At 68.8% G+C, this 17,384-nt stretch carries 15 protein-coding genes and 3 pseudogenes; 6 read left to right on the top strand and 12 right to left on the bottom strand.

Annotated elements, in window-relative coordinates:
* The first annotated feature begins 69 nt into the window (after window positions 1–69).
* Complete coding sequence (locus OG844_RS45150; protein ID WP_406387326.1) at window positions 70–714, top strand: RNA polymerase sigma factor; 645 nt, start codon at window positions 70–72, stop codon at window positions 712–714.
* A 1,083-nt stretch (window positions 715–1,797) separates the two neighbouring features.
* Here the strand turns inward: OG844_RS45150 and OG844_RS45145 are convergent.
* The 3 genes from OG844_RS45145 to OG844_RS45135 all read right to left on the bottom strand — a co-directional run bounded on the left by OG844_RS45145 (window position 1,798) and on the right by OG844_RS45135 (window position 9,005).
* Complete coding sequence (locus OG844_RS45145) at window positions 1,798–3,018, bottom strand: sulfite exporter TauE/SafE family protein (RefSeq protein WP_406387328.1); 1,221 nt, start codon at window positions 3,016–3,018, stop codon at window positions 1,798–1,800.
* A gap of 16 nt (window positions 3,019–3,034) precedes the next feature.
* The gene (locus tag OG844_RS45140; protein WP_406387329.1) at window positions 3,035–6,400 is read right to left on the bottom strand and encodes a PQQ-binding-like beta-propeller repeat protein; all 3,366 of its coding nucleotides are present in this window, start codon (window positions 6,398–6,400) and stop codon (window positions 3,035–3,037) included.
* A 214-nt stretch (window positions 6,401–6,614) separates the two neighbouring features.
* Window positions 6,615–9,005, bottom strand: coding sequence for a SpoIIE family protein phosphatase (locus OG844_RS45135; protein ID WP_406396384.1), 2,391 nt, complete (start codon window positions 9,003–9,005; stop codon window positions 6,615–6,617).
* Window positions 9,006–9,241: 236 nt separating this feature from the next.
* Here OG844_RS45135 and OG844_RS45130 point away from each other — a divergent pair, with 236 nt between their 5' ends.
* From OG844_RS45130 to OG844_RS45115, 4 genes and pseudogenes are all read left to right on the top strand, one after another.
* A complete protein-coding gene (locus OG844_RS45130) occupies window positions 9,242–9,655 on the top strand; it encodes an alpha-galactosidase (protein ID WP_406395927.1) in 414 nt (137 codons plus the stop codon).
* Window positions 9,656–9,695: 40 nt separating this feature from the next.
* Window positions 9,696–9,836, top strand: a pseudogene (locus OG844_RS45125) (alpha-galactosidase); the annotation flags it as partial.
* Entirely contained in the window at window positions 9,785–10,393 is a 609-nt protein-coding gene (locus OG844_RS45120; RefSeq protein ID WP_406395941.1) for an alpha-galactosidase, read from the top strand. The pseudogene OG844_RS45125 and the gene OG844_RS45120, both read left to right, overlap by 52 nt.
* Window positions 10,366–11,553, top strand: coding sequence for a M20 family metallopeptidase (locus OG844_RS45115; RefSeq protein ID WP_406387333.1), 1,188 nt, complete (start codon window positions 10,366–10,368; stop codon window positions 11,551–11,553). The genes OG844_RS45120 and OG844_RS45115 overlap by 28 nt, the downstream gene beginning before the upstream one ends.
* A 207-nt stretch (window positions 11,554–11,760) precedes the next feature.
* Here the strand turns inward: OG844_RS45115 and OG844_RS45110 are convergent, their stop codons facing one another.
* The 7 genes and pseudogenes from OG844_RS45110 to OG844_RS45080 form a co-directional block, all read right to left on the bottom strand.
* Window positions 11,761–11,976: a hypothetical protein gene (locus tag OG844_RS45110; RefSeq protein ID WP_406387335.1), complete on the bottom strand. Its 216-nt coding sequence runs from the start codon at window positions 11,974–11,976 to the stop codon at window positions 11,761–11,763.
* Between the two features lie 404 nt (window positions 11,977–12,380).
* A complete protein-coding gene (locus OG844_RS45105; RefSeq protein WP_406387336.1) occupies window positions 12,381–12,842 on the bottom strand; it encodes a transposase in 462 nt (153 codons plus the stop codon).
* 196 nt (window positions 12,843–13,038) lie between these two features.
* A pseudogene (locus OG844_RS45100) lies at window positions 13,039–13,250 on the bottom strand (glutaredoxin domain-containing protein); the annotation flags it as partial.
* Window positions 13,148–14,083, bottom strand: coding sequence for an ISAs1 family transposase (locus OG844_RS45095; protein WP_406395925.1), 936 nt, complete (start codon window positions 14,081–14,083; stop codon window positions 13,148–13,150). The gene OG844_RS45095 and the pseudogene OG844_RS45100, both read right to left, overlap by 103 nt.
* Window positions 14,068–14,361: pseudogene (locus OG844_RS45090) on the bottom strand (transposase family protein); the annotation flags it as partial. The gene OG844_RS45095 and the pseudogene OG844_RS45090, both read right to left, overlap by 16 nt.
* Window positions 14,362–14,512: 151 nt before the next feature.
* Entirely contained in the window at window positions 14,513–14,800 is a 288-nt protein-coding gene (locus OG844_RS45085) for a hypothetical protein (protein ID WP_406387339.1), read from the bottom strand.
* On the bottom strand, window positions 14,797–15,615 hold the full coding sequence (locus OG844_RS45080; RefSeq protein ID WP_406387340.1) for a phytanoyl-CoA dioxygenase family protein: 819 nt from the start codon (window positions 15,613–15,615) through the stop codon (window positions 14,797–14,799). Before OG844_RS45080 ends, OG844_RS45085 begins: the two co-directional genes overlap by 4 nt.
* Window positions 15,616–15,685: 70 nt before the next feature.
* Here OG844_RS45080 and OG844_RS45075 point away from each other — a divergent pair, with 70 nt between their 5' ends.
* A complete protein-coding gene (locus OG844_RS45075; protein ID WP_406387342.1) occupies window positions 15,686–16,477 on the top strand; it encodes a helix-turn-helix domain-containing protein in 792 nt (263 codons plus the stop codon).
* 81 nt (window positions 16,478–16,558) lie between these two features.
* Here OG844_RS45075 and OG844_RS45070 read toward each other — a convergent pair whose 3' ends face one another.
* Both OG844_RS45070 and OG844_RS45065 read right to left on the bottom strand, forming a co-directional pair.
* Window positions 16,559–17,062 (bottom strand): hypothetical protein, encoded by a 504-nt coding sequence (locus OG844_RS45070; RefSeq protein WP_406387344.1) that lies wholly within the window; start codon window positions 17,060–17,062, stop codon window positions 16,559–16,561.
* A gap of 2 nt (window positions 17,063–17,064) precedes the next feature.
* Window positions 17,065–17,232 carry a hypothetical protein gene (locus OG844_RS45065; RefSeq protein ID WP_406387345.1) on the bottom strand — a complete coding sequence of 56 codons (168 nt, stop codon included), beginning with the start codon at window positions 17,230–17,232 and terminating at the stop codon, window positions 17,065–17,067.
* Window positions 17,233–17,384: the final 152 nt, after the last annotated feature.

Below are 17,384 nucleotides of genomic sequence, written 5' to 3'. Positions count from 1 at the left end.
AGCGGACGGCATAGGTGCCGGCTCCCTCCCCGCGGCCCCATCCGACCGCACCACCACCAGGTGATCACCATGTCCGAAAGCGCCACCGCCTACATCGCCCCTCGAATACCCCTCGCAGACCCTGACTTGACCGCGCGTATCCGCAGCGGTCCGCCAGCTGCCGCCGCGGCTGCGTTGGAGGAGCTGTACCGGCGTTACCGCACCTCGGTTCTGATCTACGCACGCAGCTGCACCCAGGACTCGCACACCGCAGAAGACCTCGCCGCGGAAGCATTCGCCCGCACACTGCGGGCCGTACGAGGTGGGACAGGCCCCACGGGCCCCTGGCGGCCCTACCTCATTGCCACCATTCGTCGCACAGCTGCTGACTGGGCCACAACCGCGCGCCGGACCGAACTCGCCGCCGACCTCGAGACTCGACTGCCCGACGCTCCGATGGCAGCGAGCGGAGAGGAGCTGATGTTGGTGCAGGAGGACGCGGATTTGGTGCGCCGAGCATTCCGGAGACTCCCTGAGCGCTGGCAGATCGCCTTGTGGCAGTCGGCCGTAGAGGGCCAGGCCCCCGGCACCATGGCTCCGCTGCTCGGTCTCAGTCCCAGCGGCGTCACGTCCCTGGTTGCCCGCGCCCGCCAAGGGCTGCGCGCGGCCTATCTGGCCGAGCAGGTAGCGGGTGAGGCATCGCCAGAGGAGTGCGGCGGCTTCCTAGGCCGCTGACGGCCCTTGAAAACGCCCCGGGCTGCGACCAGTGAGACAGGCGGCACTTCGCGGGCAGGCGCCACGGCGCCATGGACAGCGCGCTCCTGGGTGAGCCCAGGTGAGCCGAATGCTGTCGGACCCACAGGCACGTACCTACCAAGGGAGGCGGACGCCGGGGCAGTGGGTGACGGGGAGGAGGAGTGTGCGGCGGGGGGCGTCTCGGCCAGAGAGCGGCCGCGGAGCGGACCATGTCCCCTTCTCCGTCCGACGACACGGTCATGCATGCGACAGCGCCTCCCGTGACCAGCACGGCAACTACGGCGGCTACGCCGGTAGTGCGGCTTCGCTGAGGTATTCGTCTCGGGTGACGGCGGCTGTGCCGCCCCGGCGGGTGTGCCGCGTGCACCGGCCCGAGTACGGAAGTCGGATCGCCCGGTGCAAGGGGGACCTTGGCCTCGGGAGGGCATAACAGAAATCGTGAAAGTCAGTCCGGGAGGCTTCCATCAGCCACCGGGCCGCCGCGCTGTTGGCCGCGAGTTTGCCGTCATCGCAAGGGTCAGCCAGAACCGCAGTACGTCGTCGAAGGACCTGTGGCCTACAGGTGTGCCGCCGAACAGGGCCCGCCAGTGTTCGGCGGCAACTCCCCTTCGAGCCGTGCCTATCGGCGAGAATGGAACCTCGCACGGGCGGCGCTCGCCGGTCCCGCTTCAACTGCCTCGCGGAAGAACCATGGGTGCTCGCGGGCACCGCCCCCACTGGACGATATCGAGAGCGGGTCGTCGCGCCACCACGGCGCACCGGAATCGTCATCGGCCAGTGGGGGCGGTGCCCCTCGGGACCTCGGTCTGTGTGACGGCGTCGGAGCCGGTGGCAACGGCGGCGCCCGGACAGCGGGGTCTGGAAAGTCCGGGCGCCTGCGAAGCCACCGGCTCCGGAGAGCAGTGGCGTGCCGGCCGGATGCGGCGACCTGGCCGAGCCAGTGGGCACTCGGCTTGTGGAGGTATGGGCACAGGTCAGGCGGTCGATAGTGTTGAGGATGAAGGTGGTCCGGAAGCTGCCCCCATTGGTAGTTGTCCAGGGACGTAGTCTGCTGGACTGGCGTCAGGGGCCCGTGAGTCGCGCCGCTGCCAGGGCCGAGGCGACGGTCCCCGCGGTCACCACGGCTGAGGCTGCAAACAGCGGAGTCCTCTGGCTCCACGTTCGCAGCACCCGCGAGTGCGAGAGCCGGTCCAACAAGGCGTCCCGTCCACGCAGCACGATCAGGCCGACACCGGTGAGCGTCAGGGCCATGCCCAGACCGAAGGCGGCCACCAACGCCAAGGCGACGGCAGCCTTGCCGGTCAGCAGGCCGGTGACCAGCACAAGGAAGGCGGACGGCGAGGGCAGCAGGCCGCCCGAGACACCCAGTAGCAGGAGGCCTCGCCATGTCAGCAGAGACGAGGCGTTCGGTATGCGACGGGTGTGTCCATGCCCGTGGTCGTGGTGCTTCCGATGGCGCACATGCCGCTGAAGCAAGATCGTCCCCACCGCCACCACCACCAGCGCCGCGGTCAGCTGAAGCCATCGCGTCAGTGCTGCGATGTCAGGAAAGCTATCCGCCGCCAGCCACCAGCCGACCGCCAGGGCGGCTACCGAGAACGTGTGCATGAGGGCGACGATCCCGCCCAGCCACACCGCGTCGCGCGGTCTGCCCCGACCGGCCACAAGATACCCGGCCGCCACCGACTTGCCGTGCCCGGGCGCACAGGCGTGGAGTGCGCCCACTGCCGCCGCCACAAGCAGCGCAACCGGCAGAGCCGCCCCATGGTCCAGCAGTGACGTCAGGTCGGTGGACCACGACCATATCTCCGCGTCCGGACCGCTGTCAGCGTCCGCTGACGTGAGCGCGAGCGACCGCGTCGGTTCCTCGGCCGTGTGCAGAGCACCGCTGCCGCTGTCCGTCACCGACAGCGTCCGGTACGCCGGATTGACGTCCGTCAGTGCCGTGACAGTCAGCGCGATGCGGTCTACCGGCTTCGGGCAGACGAAGTGCAGGCCCAGTTCGGGATCGTTAACCGGCTCGGCACGGCATGGGCGCGCGTCCTGCCGTACGACGATGTGGGAGCGCAAATAGCCCGCCTCGTCGCCGCCGGACTCCTCCCTGAGGACGGCAACGTCGTCCTGCTGCGCGGACCACGTCACGTCCACGGCAGTGCCCTTCGCCGCGACGCTCACGACGGGCGGGGTTCCGAATGGGTGCGCCTGCGCCGTGCCCGCGCTGCAGAAGAGCAGCGCGGACACGGCGATCAGCAGGAGCAACACCCTGATGTGTAGTACTCGCACGGTGCTGCTTCCCCCCTCAGCGCCGACGTGCGGTGAGCGCATGGACCGCGCCGTCGTCCGTGAGGGCAAAGACCCAGTCACCGCTCACCGAGAGGGCCGAAGCCACTCCCCCGCCGAGGTCGTACGAGGCGGACGACGCGCCGGTCGCCCGGTTCAGGACGAGCAGCCGTCCGTCCCACGTCCCTACGTAGACACGGGAGTTCGTCACCAGCGGATGCATCGTCGGCGAACCCGCTCCAGCCGTGCAGCCCCGGGCGACCCGCGATGGGTCGTCCGCCGGGCTCTCCCCGGCCAGGTAGCCGGCCTTGAACTCCCACACCGGCTTCGACGGATCTGCGGCACTCGTGTTGTAGGCGCGTACGACACCGTCCCGGCCAGCGACGTACGCCATGTCCCCCCACACGGCCGGGCTGGTGATCGGGGCAGGTCCCGGCTCGCACGTGTTGCCTCCCGCGCTACTGGTGCCAAGGTCGGACTTCCAGGTTTCCGCGCCCGTCTTCGGGTCGTGCCCGCGAACGCCGGACGCCGTGAAGGTCACCAGCTTCGGATCGCCCGACTCGAGGTCGGTCAGCGCGGGTGACGAGTGGCTGTCAATGCCGCCGCCGGTGTCCTTCACCCACAGCTGAGTGCAGGTGCTGAGGTCCATCGCGATGAGGGTGTTGCTCGACATGGAGTGCAGGTAGACGGTGTTGGAGCCGGGCTGACGGATCGCCGTGCTATGTGCCTGGCCCCAGGAGAGCGCTGCCCCGAAGCCTCCGGGGAGCACCGCTCCGGTCCTGCCGTCACGACAGCGGATCACGTTCGCGTCCTGGTAGACGGCGACCGGGCGGTCGTCACTGCCCTGGAGGGAGAAGACACTGACCGGCCCGCCCGCGCGACCGTAGCGGCGTACGGTGTCGCCGTGCGTCTCCTCGCGGTCGATGGCCTGCCAGGCGACACGGCCGTTCGCCAGGTCCAGCGCGTAGATCCGGCCCACACCGGTCGTCAGGTAGACCTTGCCCCCGTGGATCGTCGGCGCGGACTCTGCGTCCCCATCGAGGTAGGTGCGCCAGATCTCCCGCCCTGTGGGGATGTCGTAAGCGAGCACCATGCTGTTCGGCGAATCGAATGCGCGGGCTGAGACGATAAGTTTGCCGTCCGCTACGACGGAGCCGTTGAGATGGAACTGCTCGCCGGTCTGCCGTGCCCAGCGAAGGGCGAGCAGCGCGCCCGGATTGTCGCCACTGGCAGAACGCCCGGTCTCGTCGCGGCCCTGCCGCAGCCAGTTCTGTCCGGCCCTCGGCTCGGGCAGGTCGGAGTCGGGGACGATCTGGAAGGTGTTCCTGACGACGGGAAACGGCTTGCCCCGGGTGTCGTAGGCCACTGACTCGGCCGTGTAGGTGCCGGGCTTCAGCCCGCTCAGATGGCTACTCGCCCTGGTCCACGAGCCGCGCGCTGCGGGGCAGGGCTCGGGCTGAGCACCGGGCGGGGTGTAGCAGTTCTCGATGCCGGGCCAAATGGCTGGGATGCCGAAGCTCAGCTGCGCCTGTCGCACGACCCCGCCCCCGCTGTCGCGCACGGTCAGCGTGGCACGCTCGGGCCGGCGGCCGTTGTCCTCCGCATACACCTCGACGGGCACTCCGGTCCCGGCGCCGTGTACGCCGCCTTGGGCGGGACTGACGAGCGCGGCGTCGTCATCGATGGCGAATTGACGGTGGGTGCCCACCACATGGCCCGAGTCCTCGTTGCCGGGTGTGTTCGGGTTGTCGGTGATGGCGCTGAAGTCGAGAACCTTGTAGTCGGGACGAGCACCGTCGATGCCGTACGTGCCCTGGTTGTTGATCTCGACGGACCGTTTGAAGGCGCCGCGCCGGAACTCTGCCTGCTGGTTGTGGCCCGCAGCGACCATCCGCACGTCGTACTTCGCGAGGAGGTCGATCGTCGGTTGCATGCCCGCGCCGGGGCCCCACTGGGTGAACAGGGACCGGTGCGCGAAGACGAACACCTGCTTGCCTACCGCGTTGCGGGCCAGGTCCTCACGCAGCCACTCCAGCTGCGGTGCCAGCCCGCTGGAATCGTAGTTGTCCTCAAGTACGACGATGTGGCGGCCGTTGCGGTCGAAGCTGTACCACTCGGGTCCAAGGTTGCGACGGTAGTACTCCATGCTGCCGCCGTAGCCCTGGGATGTGGCCGTGCCGCCGAAATCGTGGTTGCCCATCACCGGATAGAAGGGGTGGCCGAGCCGCCCTTCCTTGAGACCCTCGCTGAACAGGTCGAAGCCGCCCTGACGGCGCGGCTCGGCCATCTGGTCCGTGACGGTGAGGTCACCGGTCGCGATCTGCATCGTCGCACCGTCGACCTCGGACATCGCCTGGACCTCGCTCGTCCACCGGGCCCGGTCGCCATCGCTGCCGCTGTAGACCTCGACGTCCGAGTTCATGATCCACGTCTCGGTGGGGTTCGAGGCGTTGTGGTCAGATACAAGAGCGAAGTCAACGCCCGTGCCGCCGGCTTCAGGGACCTTGCGGAAGAACTGCGGGACGTAGTCGTCGCGCAGCACGGGCGTGTATCCGTCGGGCGAGACGATGCTGACGAGGTCGGTCTCTCGCCGCTGCGGGTCAACCGGCAGGCTGTACGTGCCGTCCGAGCCGGTCGTGGTCCATACGGCGCCGTCGGTGACGTCGACGCCGGGCAGTGGCTTGTCATCGGAGTCCCGGCTGCCGTTGCCGTTGCGGTCTTCGAAGACGGTGCCCTGGACGGTCACGGGGGCGGCTGAAGCCGCGCCGGCGTCGGCGAAGGCTGGGTGGGGCGCGAGGACGGATGCCGCGACCGCGCCGACGGTCGCCAACTGCAACCGTCGCCGGGTACGGAGCGATGCGCGCAGGAGCGCCGGCAGTCGCCAGGCTGCGAGCAGTAGCGCGGCAGCGACCACGGTGAGGAGCGTGACGGGCAGCCAGGGGAACGAGGGCGGGGCGTGCGCGCCCCGGATGTCGACGAGCGGCGTGGCCGCGGAGGCGTCGGCGACCGTGCCGTCGAACTCGACCACGACCTGCGTCAAGCCGGCCTTGTCGATCAGCGAGCTCAGGTCGAGTGCGGCGATATGGCAGCGCCATGCCAGCTCGATGACGACACCACCGGGCACGCCGCCGGCGTCGCCGGGCACGCCGGTTCCGGTGGCCGGGCAGGGAGCCGAGAGCAACTCGGCCGCCCAGTGTCCGGCCTGTTGGGGCGTCACCACTGTGTGGTTCACGATGAGGCGGCCGCTCGTTACGTGGTCACCGGACGTGATCGCGAGTTCCGCGTGCTGGGGTGAGACATGCGCCGAGGCGGTCTGAGCACCGAAGCCCAGCACGAGAAGCAACAGCGCGATGGCAAACGCGCTCACGTTGCGTATGAGGTTCATGGGGCCGGAGGCTAGGCATGCTTTGATCGGTTACCGGCCCGTAGCGAGGGACTTAATCGTGCCGTCCTGCAGTGTTCCGTTTCGTGTTCGCGGCAGTTCGCCTATACGGGCGCCAGGCGGCTTCCGGCCTGCGGCGCGACCTGCAACGCTTGACTCCGCCGTAACCGTCGGCGACACAACAACCGTGACTTCGACACGTCACTTGGCTGGCCTCTCACCGTCCGTCAAGCGGTTGCTCCGCCCAAATGATCTTCCCGTGCGCGGTGTAACGAGTACCCCAGCGATGGGCCACCTGAGCGACCATGAACAGCCCGCGCCCGCCCTCATCCGTGGTCCGGGCATGATGCAGGCGTGGCGAGGTGCTGGAACCGTCGGTTACTTCACAGATCAGCGCCGCGTGGCGAATGAGCCGCAGCCGCACCGGCGGGGTCCCGTACCGGATGGCGTTGGTCACGAGTTCGCTGACGATGAGTTCGGTAGTCCAGGCGAGGTCATCGAGCCCCCACGTGGAAAGCTGCTCCATGGCAAAGGCACGGGCGCGGGCAACTTGTTCAGGTTCGTTCGGCACATCGCACGTGGCGACGTGGTCCCTTCCGAGCGCGTGCGTGCGTGCGAGCACGAGGGCGATGTCGTCCACTGGACTGCCGTCGAGCATCGCCGCGAGAAGATCGTCAGCGGCCCTTTCCAGATCGCCGTTCAGGGATGACAGCGCCGCTGCAAGACGGTCGGTCTCCAAGGAACGCGCGGGGTCGGAACCGCGGAGCAGCCCATCGGTGAACAGCACAAGGACCGTGCCCTCCTCGACGTCGAATTCCGCTGCCTCGAAAGGAAACGTGCCGACACCGAGCGGCGGCCCGGCCGGCAACTCAGGAGTCAGAACAGTTCGACCAGGTGTGACGACGAGGGGGGGCACATGACCGGCCCGCGCCACTGTGCATGAGACCGTCACCGGGTCGTACACCGCGTACAGACACCGCGCTCCCTGCACATTCGAGGCCGGCCCATGGTCCGCGAGGCCGGAGGACTCTTCATCGACCAGACGCAGGACCAGGTCGTCCAGATGTGCCAGCAGCTCCTCCGGCGGAAGGTCCATATCAGCGAGCGTATGGACTGCGGCGCGTAGTCGCCCCATCGCTGCAGCGGCGGAGATCCCGTGCCCTACCGGATCCCCCACGACCAAGGCGACCCGGGCGCCGGACAACGGAATCACGTCAAACCAGTCGCCACCCACGCCTCCGGCCGCGCCTGCCGGAAGGTACCGGACGGCGATATCGACCGATGTTGATCCTCCGAACTCGCCGGGCAGGAGGCTGCGCTGCAGGGTCAGCGCGGTCTCTCGCTCCCGGGCATAACGGCGGGCGTTGTCCAGGCAGAGCGCTGCCCGGGACGCCAGTTCCTCGGCCAGGGCCAGGTCGTCGTCTTCGAAGGCATCCGAGAATGCCGCACGGACAAACACCGCGATCCCCAGGACGGTTCCGCGCGCCCGCAACGGGACCGCCATCAGGGAGCGCATCCCCCAGCGCTTCACTCGCTCGGCCCGCAGAGGATCCTCAGCCAGCCAGTCGGCCCGGTCGGCATCCAGCTCCGGCACCAGGATCGCGGACTCCTCCAACAGACACTGCGCCATCGGGGAGGACTCCGGATACTCAGGGGGTTCACCGATTTCAGCGGCCGCTTCCGGCACGCCCCCATGAGCGGAATGATGGGCTACCCGCCGAAGCGCCGACGACGCAAGTGGAAGGCCGGGACCGGCAGTGGAGGCCGCTCCGTCGATCACGGTCTCAAGCAGGTCGACGGCGGCGAAGTCAGCGAAGGCCGGGACGGCGACCTCCACCAGCTCGGCGGCGGTGACCGACAAGTCCAGCGTGGTACCGATCCTCGCGCCGGAGTCAGTCAGCAGCGTCAGCCTCTGCCGGGTGCGCCACTTCTCGGTGATGTCCACCCCCATGTAGCAGATCCCGAGCACTCTGCCCGCCCCGTCGTCCAGACGCAGAAAGGACGTCGAGTATGCGTGTTCACGCCCTGGGTCGGCGGGGACGTACCCCTGGTACTCGAACCCCAGCACCGGAACACCGGTTTCCAGAACCTGCCGCATTTGCTGCTCCACGCCTCTCGGCGCGAGCTGGGGCAGAACCTCGGACATACGGCGGCCGAGTCGCCGGGACAGGGGCACGCCCGCCATGCGCTCCAGGGTCTCGTTGAGCCAGACATAGCGCAGCTCGGTGTCCAGGACGGCAATGCCATACGGGGAGCGAGTCAGGAAGGCTCCCAGAACCGCATGGCTGGCATCCCACCACGGTGCCCTGGACAGGTCCACCGCTGCCAAATGCCACAGACGTACCCCGGCAGCGCCGACGTGGGGCGTCGCCTGAACACCGAGGGTCAGCGTTCTGCCGACCTGTGAGTGGACCCTCAGCACCGCACTCGAAGCTCCGGGAGATGCGAGCGCCCTATCGACAGACTCTAGATCGGCGATGGACTCGACGAAGCGGGCGATCGGCAGGCCCAGCACATCGGAGGCGGCATAGCCCGTCAGCTGCTCTGCCGCAGACGACCAGCCTACAACCATACCACTGTCGTCCACCATTGCCGAAGCCGTTGGCATCAAGTCGAACGGCACTGGCCCGGCAGACCAGCCGCGGCGGCCCTCCGAGCGAGGCATGGCTGGACCTCCTAGAAGGAGAAGTGTCCTCATTCTCCTAGGTTCTTGTGACCGCGGCCACTCGTCGGGCTCTCCCACGTGATGTCTCTGCCGGGGAAGGAACCGCGGCGGCTGTCGCAAGTGGAAGTGAACAGCAGCGGCCCGCGGGCACTGTGCGGCGGCAACACCCGTACCCGCGGATGGCCCACCGTTGCAACACTGACGGCGGCACCGGCTGCCGAGCCTCCCTGGCACGGCTGGCTTCCCTATCGCCGATTGCGTGGCAGGCACACCCATCCCACGACGCCTCGGCCGGTGACCCTGAACACCTGGGAGGCGGTCCAATTTCGACCACCGGCTCGACAGGATCGTCGATCTCGCCGAGCGCGGCTCGCGTCGGTGTGGAGATGCTCGTTCTGGACGACGGCTGGTCAGCGGGCGCCGCGACGCGGCAGGGCTCGGCGACTGGACGGTCGACGCGACCGTGGCCCGACGGGCTGCGCCCGCTGGTCAAAGACGTCAGATCACTCGGCATGCAGGTCGGGCTATGGGTCGAGCCGGAAAGGGTGAATCCGCATTCCGATCTCGCCCGCGCCCACCCGACTGGGTGCTGACCGCGCCAGGACGTACGGCCCCACCACACCGCCCCAGCAAGTGCTCGACCTGGCCAGGCCCGAGGCGTACGCCCACATCCTGGCCCGCTTGGACGCACTGGTCGACGAGTACGACCTCGACTGCCAGAAATGGGACCACAACCGCGATCTACGGGAAGCGGTCCATGCCAGGAGCGCCGGAACACACGCCCAGATGCTGGCTACCGGCTCATCGACGGACTCCGCTCACGGCATCCCGCGTTGGAGATCGAGTCCTGCTCTTCAGGCGGCGCGCGGATCGACCACGGAATCCTGGAGCGCACGGACCGGGTGTGGGTATCCGACACGAACGACCGGCTTGGGCGACAGGTCATCCAGCGCTGGACCGGGCTGCTGGCGCCACCGGAACCGGTGGGCTGTCACATCGGCGCAGCCACCGACCACACCACGGGCCGCACCACCACCCTCGCCTTCCGCCTGGCGATGGGACCTCACCGCCTGTACCGACACCGAACTCGATCAACCGACCACGTGAGTCAGCCTGCACAACCGGCTCAGGACCATGGTGCACGGCGGACGGACCCCACACGCCGATCATCCCGACCTGAACGTCTGGCTGCACGACGTCGCCTCCGCCGACTGACGCCACGCCTTGTTCAGTCTTATGCAGCTACTGAGCCTTTTTCAACTTCAAGGCTGGGTTGGAGATCGGCTCATGTAGCCTCCGGCGCATGTCTTCCGCGCTGGACCACGCGATGATCGACAAGATTGCGGCCGAGATCGACGATGAGCTGATCGGGATGCGCCGCGACATCCACCGGCATCCCGATCTTGCCGGTGAGGAGCGGCGCACATCAGCACTGGTCGCCGAGCGGCTTCGCGCCGCGGGTCTGGCCGTCGTAACCGGCGTGGGCGGCCATGGTGTGGTGGCGGTGCTCGACGGTGCGGGTGAGGGCCCGACCGTCGCCTACCGGGCCGACATGGACGCGGTCGACGACGACGAACTGTTCGACTGTGCCTTCGCCTCGCAGGTCCCGGGGGCGGCCCACCTGTGCGGCCACGACCTGCACACGGCGATCGGGGTGGGTATCGCCTTGGTCCTCGCACGGCTGCGGAAGCAGCTGAACGGCCGGGTCGACTTCGTCTTCCAGCCGGCCGAGGAGACGTGCGAGGGCGCCCGGGCGATGATCGTGGACGGGGTTCTGGAGCGGACCGCGCCACGGGAGATCTACGCGCTGCACTGCGGCTCCAATCCAGTCGGCACGCTCGCGGTCGGGCCGGGTCAGCCGGGGCAAGACCGCTTCCGGATCGAGCTGGCGGGGCCGGGCGCCGCCGACGACGCCAAGCGGCTCGTCGCCATGATCGACGGATTGTCGACTGTCGGGCGCCCGCAGACGCCCGGACAGCTCCAGCAGCTCATGGACGACATGCAGACCCCGGACGGCCCGCTGGCGCGCTTTGTCTACGCCCTGTCCCATTCGAGCTCGGGCGATGATGGCGCGCGAGTGCACGCCTATCTGCGGGCCTGGCCTGAGAGCCGGTACGCCGAGATCCGTGAGGAGGTGCGGCGCTGGGTGGATGCGCTGCCCCGTGGGCGGGTGGAGTTCACCGAGCCTGCGTTGCCCGCCATGGTGTGCTCGCCGGAGCTCAACGCGGCGGCAGCCTCGTACCTGCGAGGCGCCCTGGGTGCGGACGCGGTCATGGTGTTGCACGCGGCGTATCCGTTCAACGGCGAGGACTTCGCGTACTTCCTGCACCAGGTGTCCGGAGCGATGTTCTACCTCGGTGTCGCCAACCCGGAAGCGGGCATCAACGGGGTCCCCCACTCCCCGAACTTCGCTGCCGACGAGCACGCGATCGGTATCGGGGTCCGCGCGATGGCGGGGTTCCTGTCACACCGTCTCGATGCCCTCGCCTGAGCTGCACCCGGTCGGCCGGGCAGCGCACCTCGCCAACGTGAGATGCAAAAATGCTCGCTGCCCGCGCAATGTCCTCGCGTGTGCCCATCGCATTCCCCTCCCTGGCCTGCACGTATAACAGGGCTCACCCCGCGTCCGGCGGATGGGCCCTGACGCGTCACACGCCCGGCTCGGCCCCGTCGGACACCGATGCCACCGGCAAGCAGGTCACGAGTCCGAATGGACAGTACCGACGGCCGTCGGCCGCCGTGAGTCGTGGGGTGTCCTGGCGCGGTCGATGCATGGGACGCACGCGAACAGCTGAACGCCGGCGCGGTCGCCCACCGGGCGCATGACCGCTGCCTCGCTACCGCAGACGAGACAGGCGCGGTCGTCCGCCTGCGCGGGCGTCAACTGCTCCGGGATGGGTGCGGTGCTGCTCATGATCTGGACTCCTTGATCGGAAGGTGTTTCGCATCAAGGCCCGTTCCGATGTTCACGGCACCGGTACGGGCCGTCTCGTATCCAGGACGGAGACCGACGCGAGTCGGGGGCCGCGTGCCCTGCAGGGCACAGTGATTCCCAATGTGGTTTGTCAAGGCGTGAGTTGCCGTTCTGTGGTGTGGTCAGGCCGCTGCGTGGCGGGGTGCGGGCGGCTCGGTGGTGAAGGTCCGTTGGTCGCGGATAAGGGCCCATAGGACGTCGAGGCGGCGTCGGGCCAGAGCGAGGACGGCTTGCTTGTGCGTCTTCCCCTCGCTGCGTTTGCGCTGGTAGAAGGCCTGGGAGGTGGGGCAGCAGCGGGCAGCGACCCGTGCGGAGAGGTAGAAGACCCGCAGTAGGCGCCGGTGCTAGCGGTGCGGACGGCGCATGTTGGCGCTGATCCGGCCCGAGTCCTTGGGAACCGGGGCGAGGCCCGCGACGCCGGCCAGGCGGGCTGGGGTGCTGAATGCGGCCAGGTCGCCACCAGTGCAGGCGATCAGCTCGGCGCCCAGAAGGGTGCCGATGCCGGGCATGCTCACGATGGTCTTGGCGTGCTGCTGGCGGACCCGGTCCTCGATGAGCGCGTCAACGCGCGCGATCTCGGCGTCCAGGTCCATGACCGCGCGGGCCAGTGTGTGCGTCATGGCGGCCGCGGTCTTCTCGCCGGGGACCTGGGTGTGCTGGGCGTGGGCAGCCTCGACCGCAGTAGCCGCGATCACCGCGGCATTGCGCACGCTGCGGTTGGCGAGCCAGCCGGCAAGACGGCTCTTCCCGATTCGCCGCAGGGCAGCGGGGGCCTGGTATCCGGTCAGTAGAACCAGTGCGCCCATCGAGGCGTTGTAGTCGAAGGCACGCTCAACGACGGGTAGACAAGCATTCGAAGCCTCTGGTGGAGACGGTCTCTCGGTCGAAAGCCCATCTACCAGGGGCTTCATCCGTTTGTCAGGCCAACTGCCCAGCCCGCACAGGAGGTTGGAAAAGGCTCAGTGGCACAGGACAGCCTCTCCGGTAGGTCGTGGTTTCTGATCACGCTGAAGGGGAGAGCTGTTCGCGCACCCATTCGGGATCGGGGTTGGTGTGTGGCTGCCCGCCACGACGACGGTGGGCACGGTCTCGTTGCCGTCGCTGGCTGCTCTCACCGCTGCGGCTGCTGCCGGGTCGTGCCAGATGTTGGCCCAGTGCAGCTGGCGGGCGCTGCGGCCAAGCCGGATGCGCAGTCGTATGCAGTACTTGCAGCCCCAGGGCCCCGGAGTGTTCCGCGAATGTCTGGTTTGATCATGGGACGCCGTGGAGTGTGAGGATGGCTGCGGGGGTTGGTTTGGGCGCGGCGTCCGCTGGAGGTGTTGGTCCAGCCGGTGAATCGCAGGGTGGCGCGGACGATGTCGCGGAGCGCGGCCATGACCGCGGGGCTATTGCGGGTGCGAACCTGGCTGGCGTCCTCGCCGAAGGTGCAGTCCCTGATCCAGTGGACGCTGTTTTCGATGATCCAGTGTCCCCTGGCCCACGCGGCCAGTTCGTCGGCGCTGCCCTGGTACGCCGCGAGGTCGGTGACGGCGTAGACGGTCTCGGCGGACCACTTCTTCGTGTCCAGGCGGCGTCTGCGGCGGATCCGCAGGACCTGCTTGGCCTGCGGGAACAGCAGCCCATCCACGGAGGCGACCTGCACTTCGCGGATCTCCTCGCGGCCGTGGCCGCGCTCGGTGGATCGGCGCAGGACCGGGACCTCCTTCCAGGGCAGGCAATGGAGTCGGCGGGCCAGTGTGGGTTGGTTGCTCTTGATCGTGAACAGGTAGTGGGATCGGCGCGACAGGAGGTAGGCGGCATGGTCGCGCTGCGCGTGAAGTGCGTCCGCGGTGACGACGGAGTCCACCTGCGGTCGTGCGCCTGCGGACGGGGGTTGGCGCGGCAGGTGCGGCGCTGTTCCCGCTCGGGGACGCCGTCCGGGGTGAGCGGGGTCGGTGCGGGGCGGACCAGGCCAGCCAGGCGGGCGTACCCGGCCCGCGTGAGCTCGGCTGGGTCGACTTTGCCGTAGGCGTCGCGCAGGGTGCGCTCGTCCGGGCAGCGGTAGCATCGGGCGAACGGGTCGAAGGGGGCCCCGAGCCGGGCCAGCGTCTCCTGCCCGCAGCGGCGTACCCATTCCGCTCTCGCGGTAAGGGAGTTGTTGCCTGCCGCGCTCATCGCACAGACCCCGATCGCTAGAAGTGTGGACAGCTGGTAGCGCACTCCGCGTGGATCTCGGGGGTCGGGTACTTGGCCAGCCGGTCGAGCAGCCCTGCCGCCTCGGGGGGTGCCGGGCAGTTCGGTTGCGTGACCCGTGACGGGAGGGGGGGCGCTGGGCGACTGGGGCATCGGCGGGGATGGATCAACGAGCACGGCAGCCTTGCGGATCGTGAGGCTCAAAGAATCCGTGATCCGCGGGCGCCGTGCTCGCTTTGCTTCAGGGCGTCCACCGGCCACGATCGGGGCAGACAGGGTATTTAGTTGCGATCGGGGGCATGGCTCAGCGGGTCGTACGTGCCTGTGAGCCGTCGTCGAGCTTCTCGAAGAGGAACTCGTGCTTGAGGAACGAGGTGTCGTACTCGTGCCCGGGGTATGGAGGGATGAGCTGAGCTGCCTGGATGAGCCGCCAGCCGTCGAGCAGAGCGTCGAGTCCGGTCTCGTACGGCGGTTCGCCGTCGTCCCCGGTCGCGGGCCGGGTCCGCCCGGTGCCGTCGTAGACCGACCAGCCCACGACCCGGGCGTCCAGCGCGGAGGTGCCCAGGTAGAGGGCCAGGACCTGCTGCCTCATGCGTTGCTCCCCATAGACGGACGGTTGCTCACACGGGTGACCCAGTGGTCGATGTCGAAGGTTGCGTCGCCGGTCAGGGCGCGCCACAGGCGGACCCTGTTATAGATTTCCAGGCGTCCGGCGGCCGTCTCGTACCAGGGGAACCAGGCGCTGAGTTCAGCCGCGACGGCCGGGTCGGCGAGGTCGGCTGTGTTCCACAGCCGGACCTGCGCCACGGTCGGATTGAACCGGATCTTGAACATGTACCGGCGGGTGTCGCTGTCGTTGCGGCGTCCTCCGTGCCACAGGCCGTGGTGCAGCAGGACCACTGTGCCGGCGGGACAGGTCAGCCGGGTCTGCCCGCGCAGGTTCTGGTAGCGCCCGGTGTCGCTCTCGTTGGTGCGGCGCAGATGACTGCCCGGCACACTCAGGGTGCCGCCCATGTCGGCGGTCACCTCATGGGGGTAGTACATGAGTTGGACATCGAAGGCGTCGGGCCGCACGTCGATGATCGCGTCGCCGTGCAACGGTTGGGCTTCGCCCCCGTGCGGCTCGCGGATGTGGACGGCGTGGTGGTCGACGGTCGGCTCAGGGCCGACCAGGCTGCGCAAGGCTCCGGCGACCGGGGGCAGTTCGACCAGGCTGCGGGCAAAAGACCCTTCGGGGAACGCTGCCAAGAGCGGGGTGCCGTAGGGCACGCCGGGGATCCCGGCGTCCAGGACCTCGATCGCCCGGGCATTCATCTCCGCAGGCACGACCGCATCCATACGCAGGTAGCCGTGCGCTGCAAAGCGCGCCACCTGGACTGAGGACAGCAGGTGTTTGCTGGTTGTCATACGGCAACCGTAGGTGCACCAAACTCTGATGTCGTGGCATGCGGTCACCATGTACTGGTAGTTTTTCACTATGAAGCAAACCGCGATCCACCTGGACGACCTGCCGCGGATCGTCAACATCGGCGTGGGCGTACACGGGGTTGCCCATCTCCACGACACCTTCCGACTGCCCGACCTGTGGCAGCTGCACCTGTACGGCTACACGGCCAAACTCACACTCGGCGACACGGTGCACCCGATCCGGCCCGGCCACGTGAGCCTGATCCCGCCGGACACCCAGGCGCATTACCACTACCGCGGCAGGTCCGAACACCTCTACGCGCACCTGCGACTTGCGCCTACGGGCGCGCCGCGCACCGTAGCGGTGATGCAGGACGCAGCCGCCGAGACACCGATGCTCTCCGACCTGCTGCGTCGGGCACTGGTGGCCTCACGAGGTGCGCCCAGCGAGGCCACCGCCGCGGTGTGGACAGTGCTGTGGCGCGTGGTGAACCTGGCCGGTCTCGACCACACCGGACGCCCTCACGCCGCGGTCGCCGCCGCCATGGCCCACATCGAGACGCACCTGGCCGATCCGCTGGCCGTGCCGGACATCGCCCGCGCGGGCGGAGTCTCACCCAACCACCTCACCCGGCTGTTCCGCACCGAGACCGGCGACACCGTGGTGGCCTACATTCGCCGCCGCCGGCTGGAGCGGGCCCGCCACTTGCTGCGCGCATCAACGCTGCCCATCCCCGCCGTCGCCGCCGCGGTCGGGATCAGCGATCTCCAGGCCTTCAACAAGGCGTGCCGAAGCGGGTTGGGCAGCGGCCCACGTGCCTACCGGTCGGGTGCCCCAGGACAGGCGGACGCGCCGCGCTGATCGCGTGTCACCGAGTCCCGCAGCCCGCAGAGCCGGCCCCTATACCCTCCCAAGCCAGCACAACCGCCAGTGGACCCGCGCTCACACCCTCACGCTCACCCTCCCGGTAAGGGTGGAGTAGCCGCCCTGGGACATCACCCGGGCCGTGTGCCGTACGTAGGCTGCCTGCTCCGGACCAGCGTCCGGAGTGTGGGCGCGGACATGGCCCAGCAGCCCGCTGGGCCGGCCGGTGGTGGTGAACCACGAGACCACCAGGTCACTCAGCTGTGCGCGGGCGCGGCGGCCGGGCTCGATCAGCTCCGGGTCCAGGCCCGCGTCCATGCTCCGCATGATCGTGTCGGAGACCTGCGCCCACTCGGCCAGCGGCGGGGGTGTGACACCGAGCAGGTCGGCGATCGCCGTCAGGGCGACGGGCTGCGCGAGCTCGCGCATGGCCTCCACCATCGGCTGCCCGGCCGACTGCTGCAGCCGCTCGCGGATCGCCTGACCGACCGAGTTCTGCAGGGCGTCCAGGTTCTGGGCGTGCAGCGCGGTCATGAACAGGCTACGCACCGCGGCCTGCTGGGGCGGGTCGAGGACCTGCACGCTCAGGTGCGCGTCCGGGACCTGGTTCCAAGGCGGCGCGGATCCCGCGCGAACGTCTCGTGGTCGCGCAGCACCCGCAGGCAGTCCTCGTAGCGGGTGATCAGCCAGCACTCCATCACCTCGTGCTCGTACCGGATCCGCTCGCGGAACCGCCGCCCCCGGCCCACCATTGCCCGGCCGTACCACGCGAAACCGAGCCGGCCTGCGTGCCGATGTCACACTCCGGTGCCCTAGTGCCCTCTATGAACAGCGGAAGGGGTTTTCAACGGCGGTCCGGAACACGGTGGTACCTGACTTTCGACCGCCCGCCCCCGCACACACT

Source organism: Streptomyces sp. NBC_00887, assembly GCF_045207585.1.
The sequence above is the reverse complement of the archived record's forward strand: the minus strand, read 5'-3'. Positions and strand labels throughout refer to the sequence as shown.

Coding starts and splice junctions, on each gene's coding strand:
- OG844_RS45065 (WP_406387345.1), bottom strand. CDS start 17,232: ATGGTGGGCCGGGGGCGGCGGTTCCGCGAGCGGATCCGGTACGAGCAC.
- OG844_RS45150 (WP_406387326.1), top strand. CDS start 70: ATGTCCGAAAGCGCCACCGCCTACATCGCCCCTCGAATACCCCTCGCA.
- OG844_RS45080 (WP_406387340.1), bottom strand. CDS start 15,615: ATGACAACCAGCAAACACCTGCTGTCCTCAGTCCAGGTGGCGCGCTTT.
- OG844_RS45130 (WP_406395927.1), top strand. CDS start 9,242: ATGGCCCACCGTTGCAACACTGACGGCGGCACCGGCTGCCGAGCCTCC.
- OG844_RS45085 (WP_406387339.1), bottom strand. CDS start 14,800: ATGAGGCAGCAGGTCCTGGCCCTCTACCTGGGCACCTCCGCGCTGGAC.
- OG844_RS45105 (WP_406387336.1), bottom strand. CDS start 12,842: ATGGGCGCACTGGTTCTACTGACCGGATACCAGGCCCCCGCTGCCCTG.
- OG844_RS45135 (WP_406396384.1), bottom strand. CDS start 9,005: ATGCCAACGGCTTCGGCAATGGTGGACGACAGTGGTATGGTTGTAGGC.
- OG844_RS45095 (WP_406395925.1), bottom strand. CDS start 14,083: ATGCTACCGCTGCCCGGACGAGCGCACCCTGCGCGACGCCTACGGCAA.
- OG844_RS45120 (WP_406395941.1), top strand. CDS start 9,785: ATGGGACCACAACCGCGATCTACGGGAAGCGGTCCATGCCAGGAGCGC.
- OG844_RS45140 (WP_406387329.1), bottom strand. CDS start 6,400: ATGAACCTCATACGCAACGTGAGCGCGTTTGCCATCGCGCTGTTGCTT.
- OG844_RS45115 (WP_406387333.1), top strand. CDS start 10,366: ATGTCTTCCGCGCTGGACCACGCGATGATCGACAAGATTGCGGCCGAG.
- OG844_RS45110 (WP_406387335.1), bottom strand. CDS start 11,976: ATGAGCAGCACCGCACCCATCCCGGAGCAGTTGACGCCCGCGCAGGCG.
- OG844_RS45075 (WP_406387342.1), top strand. CDS start 15,686: ATGAAGCAAACCGCGATCCACCTGGACGACCTGCCGCGGATCGTCAAC.